This is a genomic window from Aquimarina sp. Aq107 (assembly GCF_943733665.1).
Classification (GTDB): domain Bacteria; phylum Bacteroidota; class Bacteroidia; order Flavobacteriales; family Flavobacteriaceae; genus Aquimarina.
In genome coordinates this window covers 1,857,841-1,869,905 of the sequence record NZ_OX030782.1, presented here as the reverse complement: position 1 = coordinate 1,869,905, position 12,065 = coordinate 1,857,841, and the positions used below count along the sequence as shown (strand labels likewise).

The following is a 12,065-nucleotide window of genomic DNA, read 5'->3' as shown; positions in this document are numbered from 1 at the left end:
AACATACAACTATGAGAACCTTTACTTTACTTCTAGTATTACTACCTACTATCATTTTTGGTAATGATGAAAAAAGAATATCATCTACAATAAGAGAAGTTACCGTTTATCTATCGGGTGCAAGAATACAAAGAACTGCTATCACGGATCTAGTTCCAGGAGTAAACGAAATCATATTTTATGATCTTTCTAATAAAATAGATGAAAACAGCATCCAAATCTCAGGACTAAAAAACGCTTCTATTTTATCAATAAATTATGGAATTAACTATCTAGAAAAGAAAAAAAACTCCGAAGAGTTAGAATCTTTAGAAAATCAACTAGAATTACTCTTATTTCAAAAAAATAAATTAGAAAATGTACTCTCTGGATTTAATCATGAAATGAAAGTGTTAGAGAATAATCAACGTATCGGAAGTGATCAAACGGACCTTTCATTAGATAAAGTAAAACAAATCTCTACTTATTACAGAAAAAGATCAGTCGCTATACAAAATGAAACATACGTCATCAATCAGAAAAAAAATAAACTACAAGATGATATTAGTAAAATAATAAATCAAATAGATAAACTCAGTGATAATACAAAAGAAGAAAGAGGAGAAATCAAAATAAAAATAGACGTTCCATCTGTTACAAATCTTGAGTTGAAATTTAATTATAACGTAACGGATGCTGGATGGTTTCCTTTATATGATATCAAATCAAAAAGTACGGATACTCCGTTAGAAATAACCTATAAGGCTAACGTTTATCAAAAAACAGGAACAGATTGGAACAAAACAAAAGTTATCTTATCGACTGGAGACCCAACAACTAATAACATAAAACCAGACCTTACAACAAGATATTTAAACTTCGGTTATGGTAGTTATAAAAGGAGAAGTGGGATAAATAGATATTCTTCTGCCTATAATCCAAATATAAAAACTGTTAGCGGAATTGTTACTGATCATAAAGGACTACCGCTGGTGTTAATGTAATAGAAAAAGGAACAAATAATGGTACATCTACAGATTTTGATGGTAGATATACCATCAATATTCAACAAGGAAAACAATTAACATTTTCATACATTGGTTTTGCTACAGAAGAAGTAAAAATTGGAAGTTCTATAATGAATATAAATTTAGAAGAAGATGACCACTCGTTAGAAGAAGTTGTTATCACTGGATACGCCAGTTCATCAGGATATAGAAAAGCTTCACGTAGCAAACCAAAAAGAAAAAAAGAATCTTATAATCTTACTGTCGATTCTAAACAAGAAGGAATCACCACTACCCGATTTGTAATTAAAAAGAAATATACTATCAAATCTAATACAGATATAACAACTCTAGAGATTGATAATTTTGATATGGATGCAACTTATAGTTATTATGTAGCTCCAGAATTAAATGAGAATGTATTTTTAACTGCCAAATTAGGTAACTGGGAACAATTTGACTTATTAGAAGGAGAAGCAAACATATATTTTGAAGGTAGTTATGCCGGAAAAACAAACATTGATCCACATGCAACTACAGATAGTTTAATGATCTCACTGGGAACTGATCCAAACATTATTGTAAAACGAAAGCCTTTAAAAAAATTTAAAAGAAAATCCTTTTATGGAAATAATAGAGTTGTAGATCTTGGGTACTCTATACAATTAAAAAACAGTAAACAAAACTCAATTCATTTAATTCTAGAAGATCGAATTCCTATATCTCAGAATAAAGAAATCAAAGTAGATAATATTAAAACAAATGATGCTAATTATGATGCTAAAACAGGAATTATGAAATGGAAATTAACTATCCAACCCAAAACACAATTAGAAAAACAATTTTCTTACGAACTAAAATATCCAAAAAACAAAAGGGTTAACCTCTAACCCTTTTTGTTTCATAAAGGTAAAGATTTTTATCTCTCAAAACGAAATGAAAAACCATCTTCAAATGTTTCTTCTACGGTAAATGATGTATTTTCTAAATTAATACCTCCTAAAACTATTTCATTAACAATAAGAATATCAGCATCCGCCGGAGCAGAAATACTATAAGTATAAGTTCCTGAATCTAATAATACATTAAAAGATGAATCAGTAATCGTATTATTAATAGTTACCATTCCTGTAGTTTCATTAAAATCCCATACAATAAGGCCTTTTTCTATATCCTCATCCACTCCTGTAACTCCACCAGAAACCTTAACCAGGTTCCAAGCTCCTGCAATTGTTGATGACTGGGCATTATTATCATCATCATTACTACAACTGAATAGGATAATCGAAAGCAATACAATACAAAAGTGTCTCATCTGTTTATTTTTTTAGTTTATTAAAAGTGAAAAAACTAAAAATTTATACCCGGTTATCAATTAGTTAATTCTATTAATAGATGAAATACTTATAAATTGGTTGCGTCTTAAGAGTAATAAGTTAACCAAGGATAGGATTAGCAATTTTTTCTATTTCATCTAACAAAGCATTAAAATCTACTTCAGTAGTAAGAGGATTCATTATTGAAGTTCTTAGATAACGATCCTCTCCTATCATTGTTTTTACGATATAGAATTTACCAGATAAAATCAGTTCTTCTCTTATTTTAGAGTTGAACGAATTAAGATCATTCTCTGATATATTAGTATATCTAAAATTCACAATATTTGCTTCAGGATGAATTAATAACTCAAACCCTTCTCTATTCTCTATGATTCTAGAAAATGCTTTTCCTAAATCATATAATCGATCTATATTCTTTTCGAATATGTCATTCCCATACATTCTAATATTAGAATACACTTTTAGTGACATCATTAGTTTTGTGCATTCAAAAGTTCTTTTACCAGAATTATACCATTCCCTTGATTGCTGAGAATCCCAAAGATATTGCGCTTTCTGTTCAAAAGTTCTATAAGAATCTTGACTTTCTTTAAAAATTAATGCTGTATTTAGGGATGGAGTTAGTAACATTTTATGAAAATCTATCACAACCGAATCCGCTTTTTCAATACCATTTGCTAAATGTTTATACTTTTTTGAAAAAACAACTCCTCCACCATGTGCTCCATCTATATGAAACCATAAATTATGTTCTGAAGCAAAAGATGTTAATTCATCTAAGTTATCATAAGAACCTGTAGATGTAGAAGAAGCACATCCAACAAGTGCAATAACAGTTAATCCTTTATTTTTTGCCTTTTTTAAATACTCTTCTAATAAAGAAGTATTTATCTTAAAATTTTCATCGGCAGGAACTTTTATTATTCCTTCTGACCCAAATCCCAATATTCTCGCTGCACGGTCGATACAATAATGTGCTTCTTCAGAAACTAATACCGCCAATTTCTGATTATGTCCATCTTCCCAAACCGAACCTGGTGCTTTTGCTTTTCGAGCAGCTAATAAAGCTGTTAAATTAGCTAATGTACCACCCGAAGTAAGAAAACCAGACGAATTAGCTCCATATCCAATCTTATCTGCAACAAAATCAGTAACTATTTTTTCTAATGAATTAGAAGCCATTCCCATTTCATAGACTCCAGTTCCATTGCTCAAAACATCAACCATTAAACCAGACAAACTACTTATTACTGAAGGTACCGCTACTTGATGTCCCATATACCTTGGATGGTGCACATGAATAGATCTATCCAGAATTTTTTGATAAAAATCCATTATACTAGTATCAGAAGATATATCTTCTTTCCAATATGATAATTCTTTTTCTGGATCTTCAAAATTAATAACAGATTGTTCTCTATTCGATTGTACCTGACCGAGGTGGTCAGCTAGCATATCAACTAATTGATGACCTATTTCTCTAAAATCTGAAGGATTATATACTTTTTCTAATGATTCGTCTAAGAATATATTTTCATTCATAGTACCTTAATTGCTCAATTTTCAATAAAGGTAAAACTACCAATTCTATTAATAAGAAAAAGCATTCAATTTTAGAAAAAGTATAACAAATAAATTCTAAAGTTCTCTATTATCCCTGATAATGATCATCCCAATCTTTTACCTTAGGATCTCCTAATTTACCAACAGATTTTGCAACAATCATAGAAACAGTAGCATCTCCTGTTACATTAATAGTAGTTCTCAACATATCTAATGGACGATCTACAGCAAAGATTAAGGCTAAACCAATAGGAAGTTTATCCGATGGGAAACCAATTGCCTCTAATACAATTACCAACATAACCATTCCTGCTCCAGGAACAGCTGCAGAACCAATAGATGCTAACAATGCTGTTAATACAATAGTGATCTGGTTGCTAAATGTAAGCCCTTCTGGCCATAACACTTGCATAATAAATACCGAAGCTACTGCTTGATATAGACTTGTACCATCCATATTAATAGTAGCACCAACTGGTAGTACAAAACTAGATACCTCTTTATCAACACCAATATGCTCTTCTACTCTTTCCATGGTTACCGGTAATGTCGCCGCACTAGAGCTTGTAGAAAATGCTAATAATTGCGCTGGACTGATTTGTTTTAAAAACCATAAAGGAGATTTTTTGGTAATTACAGATACCAAAATACTATAAAATACAATCATTAGCGCTAATCCAAATACTACAACTCCTGCATATCTCAATAAAGCTAATAATATATCTGGATCATCAGAAGTAACAACCACATTTGCCAACAATGCAAAAACAGCATACGGAGCAGTGAGCATAATTAAATCAACCATTTTTAAAACAACCTCATTTAAACTATCGAAAAACTTTTTTAAAGGATCTGATTGTTCTTCTTTAATAAGTAACATACTAATCCCTAAGAAAATAGCGAAAAATATTACTTGCAGCATCAGTTTATTATTACTCATAGCCGCTACTGCGTTCTGAGGAACCATATCTATAACAAACTGTAAAGGACCACTTTCTTTTTGTCTTCCGGCCTCGGCAATACGTTCAGATATTTTAGAACTGCTAGCATATTCGTTGGTTAATTTTTCTATAGTTTCTGGAGTAATTCCATCTCCAGGTTTCATCACATTAACTAATAACAATCCTATAGTAATCGCAATAACAGTAGTCAGAACATAGATTACAATAGTTCTTCCTCCTATTTTCTTAAACTTAGAAATATCTTTTAAATCAGAAATACCTTTTATTAAAGAAGCAAGAATTAACGGAACAGCTATTAACTTTAATAAATTAACGAAAATTGTACCTAAAGGAGCTATCCAATCTCCTGTAAATCCTTTCCCCCAGGAAAACTGTGTCATTAAAAACCCGAATAATATTCCAGCGATCATTCCGATCATTATTTGCCAATGCAATGCTAGTTTCTTCATGTGAATTATCTAATTTTTTGAATACAAGAAGTCGAAGATATAAATTAAAAACAAAAAAACGGTAACCTTATTAAGATTACCGCAACATTAACTTTATATTTTAAAAGCTTACTTCTTGATCGTACGATTCATTAACCAATAATCTACGATGACTAAGGCTGCCATTGCTTCTACAATAGGTACTGCTCTAGGTACTACACAAGGATCGTGTCTTCCTTTTCCTTGCATATTTACAACATTCCCTTCCTTATCAATAGTTTCTTGATCCTGCATAATAGTCGCTACAGGCTTAAAAGCTACATTAAAGTAAATATCCATTCCGTTAGAAATACCACCTTGTATACCTCCAGAAAGATTGGTCTTGGTAGTACCATCCGAATTAAACAAATCGTTATGATTGCTTCCTTTTAACTCTGCTCCTGCAAAACCACTACCATATTCAAATCCTTTTACTGCATTAATGGATAACATTGCCTTACCTAATTCTGCATGTAACTTATCAAAAACAGGCTCTCCTAATCCCACTGGAACACCAGATATTGCACAACTGACCAATCCACCAACTGTATCTCCTTCCTTTCTAATTTGCTTAATATATTGTTCCATTTCCTCTGCTTTCTGGGGATCTGGACAACGAACAATATTACTTTCTGTCAATGAAAAATCAAGTTCCGTATGTGATTTATCTAACTTTATTGATCCTACTCCACTTACATATGCGTTAAATGAAATTCCTGAAAGTACTTGTTTTGCAATAGCACCTGCTACTACTCTACTAGCAGTTTCTCTTGCAGAAGAACGTCCACCTCCACGATAATCCCGAAGACCATATTTTTGATCATATGTATAATCGGCATGAGAAGGTCTATACGAATCTTTTATATGCGAATAATCTTTAGATTTTTGGTTAGCATTTTTAATCACAAAACCAATCGGAGTTCCTGTTGTTACACCTTCAAATATTCCTGAATAAAACTCTACAGTATCAGGTTCTTTACGTTGCGTAACAATAGCAGATTGACCCGGTTTACGACGATCTAATTCTGCTTGTATCGCCTCTAGATCTAAAGTTACTCCAGAAGGACATCCATCAATTACTCCTCCAATTGCTACTCCATGAGATTCTCCAAAAGTGGTTACCTTAAATAGGTTTCCAAATGTATTTCCTGCCATTCAAAACAATTTTTAACAAATGTACTTGTTAATCTTTAAAAACGCCATAGTAATTTGATAGAAAAACCTCGATTTGCTTCTTAAAAATTGTTACTCTTTCAGATTTCAAACTCTTTTATTACACAATGAATATTTTTATTGATTTATGATGTTAACCAATTCATGGTATTTATAGCATCAAAGAATATTTTCATCTCCTGCAAAGTACCGATACTTATTCTTGCCCAAGTTGGATAATGTTTTCCTCCACTCGGAAAAATGGCAATCCCAAATGACACCAATTCTTCTTTTAATCGTTTAACATCCTTTACTTCTATCAACATAAAGTTAGTGTCACTTTTTAAATATTTCAAGCCCATTTTTTTTAAGCGACTTTCCATATACGTTCTTACTTCTGCATTCTTTTTTCTATATTCATCTACATAATCAGTGTCGTCTAAAGCAGTTATTGCAGCTACAATCCCAGGGTTACCGATCAATCCGCTAAAAGTATAGGAATCATGATTCAACTTTGCTATCGTTTCGGGCAATCCCATTGCATATCCAACTCGTAAACCAGCTAAACCAAATGCTTTAGAAAAAGTTCTAATAATCAATACATTATATTTTTGTTTTAATAGCTCAATAGTATCTGGTCTTCTTGAAGGTTCCATTAATTCTATATAGGCCTCATCAATAGCAATAGTACAATTGGTAGTAGCTAATTCTTTACAAAAAGATTCTAGCTTAGCCGCTGGTAATGATTTTCCGGTCGGATTATTTGGGTTACATATATATACAAGTTTTGTGTTCTTAGTTATTGCTTTTTTAGTAGTTTCTAAATCAATATCCATTCCATCAGTAAGTAGTATTCTCTTTACTTTATGATCAAAAATTCTATCAGCAAAAGCAGCAGTAACATTAAATGTAGTCGCAGGAACTATAATACCATCTTGTTGCTGTCCAAATGTTCTGGTTAGCATACATAATATTTCAAAAGATCCATGGCCAAAAATCACTTGGTCTTTTTCAATTCCGTTAATGTCAGCTATTTTTTCTTTTAGTGTGTCTGTAGAATACGAATGAAACGATGCATACCTATTTACCCGATCAGTATTTTTGGCAATAGCATCTAATACTTTTTGAGAAGGTCCATAAGGATTTTCATTAGAAAACAACCTAATATTCTCATCATTACCTAAAGGTTTTAAATCATTTTTGTCTAATAAAGTGGCTCCATAAGATATTGGCGAAATAGTACTTGCTACTGCTAATGTGCCGCCTAATTGTAAAAATTTTCTTCTATTAAATCCTGTTGCTTTCATATTAGTATTAGTTTTCTACAAATTTGACTGATATAGAGTGTATTTCCTATCAAGATCGTGATTCTGGTATACTAAAACGTGATATACTCAATTAGTATTACCATCGTTTTTATATAAAAATTCCTTAATTTTCGACCGAACAAGAAATATCTATTAATGAAGGTTTGTATAGCCGAAAAACCAAGTGTCGCTAGAGAAATTGCTACTGTTTTGGGAGCTAATACAAAACGTGATGGTTATTATGAAGGAAATGGATATGCTGTTACGTATACTTTTGGACATTTATGTACCTTGTTTGAGCCTAATGATTATAAACCACACTGGAAAAGTTGGGATCTTAATAATCTACCAATGCTTCCAGAAAAGTTTAAAACTAAAGTTGTAGATAATCAAGGAATTCAGAAACAGTTTAACATCGTTAAATCTTTATTTGATCAAGCAAGTCTAGTAATTAATTGTGGGGATGCAGGACAAGAAGGAGAACTCATACAACGATGGGTTATCAATCAAGCAGGATATTCTGGAGAAATACAGCGATTATGGATTTCATCATTAACTACAGAAGCAATTAAAGAAGGTTTTGATAATCTCAAGCCTTCTGAACAATATGATAACTTATACTATGCCGGGTTTTCTAGAGCCATCGGTGACTGGTTATTAGGAATGAATGCCACACGGTTGTATACGGTAAAACATGGAGGTTACAAACAAGTATTATCTATCGGTCGAGTACAAACTCCTAGTCTTGCGATGGTTGTTCATAGATATAAAGAAATCCAAAACTTTATACCACAACCGTATTGGGAATTACAAACGTTATATCGGGATACTTTATTTAGTTATGAGGAAGGGAGATTCTTAAAAAAAGAAGATGGCGAATTACTAGCTAATAAAGTAAAAAAAAGTGATTTTGAAATTGTTTCTATTACTAAAAAAGATGGAAAAGAATATGCTCCCAAGTTATTTGATTTAACAGGATTGCAAGTATATTGTAATACTAAGTTCGGATTTTCTGCAGATGAAACTCTAAAAATTGTACAAAGATTGTATGAACAAAAAGTTGTTACGTACCCAAGAGTAGATACTACCTTTCTGCCAAATGATGTATACCCAAAAGTTCCTGGTATCTTAAGAAATTTGACCGATTACAGCGCATTAACTAAACCTTTATTAGACAAAAAGATTAAAAAATCATCAAAAGTTTTTAATGATAAAAAAGTAACCGACCACCATGCTATTATTCCAACTGGTGAGCAAATAAACCTGCAGTATAATCAAAAACAGGTATATGATATTATTACAAAACGTTTTATTGCAGTATTCTATGATGATTGTAAAGTAGCAAATACTACAGTAATCGGTAAAGCTGATTCAGTTTCTTTTAAAACCACGGGCAAAGTTATTTTAGACAAAGGATGGCGAGTAGTTTTTGAGAATCCAAATGCTCCTAATAAAAAAGAAACTGGAATTCTTCCTGTTTTTACAAAAGGAGAAAAAGGACCTCATGAACCAACTTTTCTTGAAAAAGAAACTAAACCTCCAAAACAGTTTACAGAAGCTACCTTACTTAGAGCTATGGAAACTGCAGGAAAACAGGTGGATGATGATGAGATGCGAGAGCTTATGAAAGAAAATGGTATCGGTAGACCATCTACAAGAGCAAATATTATTGAAACGCTATTTAAGCGCAAATATATTGAACGTAATAAAAAACAAATCTTGCCAACTAGCACAGGTATTCAGCTTATTGACACTATCCAGAATAAACTACTTATTTCTGCCGAGTTAACAGGAAGATGGGAAAAACAATTAAAAGAAATTGAAAAAGGTTCTTTTAATGCAGGTGCATTCATTAAAAATATGAAACAAATGGTGGACCATTTGGTGTATGAAGTAAGAACGGAAAAAACAAGAGCTAATATATCTTATACAACCGATAAAAAAACGCAAAAAACGAATACAGAAAAAACTAAAAAGACTTCGACAATAATAGAAGAGCTTTGCCCTAAATGCAAAAAAGGAAAAATCTTAAAAGGAAAGTCCGCGTATGGTTGTAGTTCGTTTAAAGATGGTTGTAGTTTTCAACTACCATTTTCGTATTTAAATAAAAAAGTATCTGAAAAACAATATATTAGATTAATAAAAAAAGGATGTACTGTTAACTTAAAAGGTTTTAAATCAGAAAACGGACTTGCAGAAGGTTTACTTCGTTTTGATGATCATTTTAATATTATTTTAGAAGAGAAGAAAACAAAATTAACTCCCATGACCAGTACACCTGATCAAATGGAATGTCCTAAATGTAAAAAAGGACACATCCTGAAAGGGAAAACTGCTTACGGCTGTAGTGAATTCAAAAACGGTTGTGACTTTAGATATTCATTTGAAATGTTACGAACTAAAACTACAGGAAAAAAAATTACCAAAGCATTAGTCTCTCAAATTCTTAGAGAAAATTACAACTAATATATTTTAGAATCTTAAAATAGTATTAAAAACATCTTGATATTTTACTAATCCCTAATTATGTACTTACTTTAGTAACTAAGGATTAGAGATGAAAAGAATTCCTACAAATAAGGATCTGCCAAAGGATTAATCTTGTAAATAATTATCTTATTTAAACAGCCGTTTAAACGAATATATGAGCAAATAGAATGTATAAAGTTGCTAGACTAACATATCATATTTTAGCATTTGTTCTGATAACCCAATCAATACAACTTTTTGGTCAAGAAGATTCATTTATTGATGGTAAACTAATCAATACTAAAAATCAATCCCCAATATCATTTGCTACAGTCTTGATTAAAAATAAAAAAAGAGGTCTAATCTCCAATGCGGATGGAGGATTTAGAATCCCGTATACGTTTAAGAAAAATGCTGATACTTTAGTGATATCGTCTATAGGGTATATAACGAAAGAAATACCTTTATCAAACCTTAAAACAGATCAGATTAACCTAATATGGCTATTGGAAAAAATAGAGTTATTAGACGAAGTAAAAGTTGTAGTTTCAAAAAAGAAAAAAAGAAAAAGTGCCAGAAGTATCATTCGCACTGCCATTGATAGAATTCCCGAAAATTATCCATTTTCACCATATTCTTATGTTGGCTATTATAGAGATTATCAAGTACTAGATGGTCGTTATTTAAATATGAACGAAGCCATAATGAAGGTTTTCGATCAAGGTTTTGGAACTGAGGATTTTAAAAATACGCAGACAACATTATTCTCGTATAAAAACAATACAGATTTCCCCAGAGATACAATTGCTTCAAAACCATATGATTATGTTAACCGAAGTAAGATTATTTCTAACGCCACTTTAGATGGTCAAGGAGGAAATGAATATACTATTCTTAGATTACACGATGCTATTAGAAACTATAATATTAATGCCTATGATTTTGTAAACCGTTTAAATAAAGATTTGATCAAAAATCATAGACTTAAGCTTCTACCAGAAACTTTTATAGATAACACTCCTTTATATGTAATTAAAATTTTAAAAAATAGAGAAAACATACAAGTAGAGAGTAAAATTTATATTAGTAAAGGAGATTATAAAATTTATAAACTAGAATATGCAGTGTATGACAGAAAACAATCTGATACTTCTAAAAAAAAACAAGGCAAATTACTTTTCGAAATCATTGTAGCATATAGGTCAAACAAAGGGTTAATGTATCCTAATTACATCTCTTTTAATAATGCTTTTGAAGTTCTGCAACCACCAAATTTTAAGCCCATAACTGCAAAAATCAATCACGAAAGAAAACGTTTTGAACTTATTTTTAATAATCCTCTATCCACAAAAGATGCTTTTAAAAAAAAGAATTATCGATTATGGTATAAAGAAATAAAGTTAAAAATTGACAGTGTTAGTATAAAAAAGAATAGCGTATACCTCTACCCTGAAGACAAAAAAGCTTTTTTTCATCCAAAAATGATACAATCTCTTGATAAATTAAGTAGTAAAGGTGTATCCATAGAAGTCAAAAATGTACAAGATATTTATGGGAATATAGTTCATGAACAAGAATCTGTTTCTTATAATCAATTTAGAGAGTTTTTTGTTCAAGAGCTTAACACCGATAATGAAAATAATACTATTGAATTATTTATGATTAAAACAAAACCAATTTCGAAAAACATCCACCCAACAAATACTCCTCAAAACCTATTGAACTATTGGATGAATACACCTTTAAAAAATTAAGTTGTAATCTCAGAACCAAGTTCATATAACCAACAATAAAAACAATAGAATAAAACGTTTTAAAA

Annotated in this window: 9 protein-coding genes and 1 pseudogene; 5 read left to right on the top strand and 5 right to left on the bottom strand. The window is 31.1% G+C overall.

Annotation, left to right across the window (positions count from 1 at the left end; translation table 11 throughout):
• Window positions 1-11 precede the first annotated feature (11 nt).
• The 3 genes and pseudogenes from NMK29_RS07725 (at window position 12) to NMK29_RS07715 (ending at window position 1,876) form a co-directional block, all read left to right on the top strand.
• The gene (locus tag NMK29_RS07725; protein WP_234424305.1) at window positions 12-983 is read left to right on the top strand and encodes a mucoidy inhibitor MuiA family protein; all 972 of its coding nucleotides are present in this window, start codon (window positions 12-14) and stop codon (window positions 981-983) included.
• Window positions 983-1,108, top strand: a pseudogene (locus NMK29_RS07720) (carboxypeptidase-like regulatory domain-containing protein); the annotation flags it as partial. The gene NMK29_RS07725 and the pseudogene NMK29_RS07720, both read left to right, overlap by 1 nt.
• A 9-nt stretch (window positions 1,109-1,117) precedes the next feature.
• Window positions 1,118-1,876, top strand: coding sequence for a DUF4139 domain-containing protein (locus NMK29_RS07715; protein ID WP_234424306.1), 759 nt, complete (start codon window positions 1,118-1,120; stop codon window positions 1,874-1,876).
• Between the two features lie 29 nt (window positions 1,877-1,905).
• Here NMK29_RS07715 and NMK29_RS07710 read toward each other — a convergent pair whose 3' ends face one another.
• The 5 genes from NMK29_RS07710 to NMK29_RS07690 all read right to left on the bottom strand — a co-directional run bounded on the left by NMK29_RS07710 (window position 1,906) and on the right by NMK29_RS07690 (window position 7,777).
• The gene (locus NMK29_RS07710; protein WP_108804433.1) at window positions 1,906-2,301 is read right to left on the bottom strand and encodes a hypothetical protein; all 396 of its coding nucleotides are present in this window, start codon (window positions 2,299-2,301) and stop codon (window positions 1,906-1,908) included.
• Between the two features lie 121 nt (window positions 2,302-2,422).
• The gene (locus NMK29_RS07705) at window positions 2,423-3,868 is read right to left on the bottom strand and encodes an aminotransferase class I/II-fold pyridoxal phosphate-dependent enzyme (protein ID WP_108804434.1); all 1,446 of its coding nucleotides are present in this window, start codon (window positions 3,866-3,868) and stop codon (window positions 2,423-2,425) included.
• 109 nt (window positions 3,869-3,977) lie between these two features.
• Complete coding sequence (locus NMK29_RS07700) at window positions 3,978-5,300, bottom strand: dicarboxylate/amino acid:cation symporter (protein ID WP_108804435.1); 1,323 nt, start codon at window positions 5,298-5,300, stop codon at window positions 3,978-3,980.
• Between the two features lie 108 nt (window positions 5,301-5,408).
• Window positions 5,409-6,473 (bottom strand): chorismate synthase, encoded by a 1,065-nt coding sequence (aroC, locus tag NMK29_RS07695; RefSeq protein WP_108804436.1) that lies wholly within the window; start codon window positions 6,471-6,473, stop codon window positions 5,409-5,411.
• A 143-nt stretch (window positions 6,474-6,616) separates the two neighbouring features.
• On the bottom strand, window positions 6,617-7,777 hold the full coding sequence (locus tag NMK29_RS07690) for a histidinol-phosphate transaminase (RefSeq protein WP_108804437.1): 1,161 nt from the start codon (window positions 7,775-7,777) through the stop codon (window positions 6,617-6,619).
• Window positions 7,778-7,933: 156 nt separating this feature from the next.
• Here NMK29_RS07690 and NMK29_RS07685 point away from each other — a divergent pair, with 156 nt between their 5' ends.
• Window positions 7,934-10,243, top strand: coding sequence for a type IA DNA topoisomerase (locus NMK29_RS07685; protein ID WP_108804438.1), 2,310 nt, complete (start codon window positions 7,934-7,936; stop codon window positions 10,241-10,243).
• A gap of 191 nt (window positions 10,244-10,434) precedes the next feature.
• A complete protein-coding gene (locus tag NMK29_RS07680) occupies window positions 10,435-12,000 on the top strand; it encodes a carboxypeptidase-like regulatory domain-containing protein (protein WP_108804439.1) in 1,566 nt (521 codons plus the stop codon).
• The last annotated feature ends 65 nt before the right edge of the window (window positions 12,001-12,065 follow it).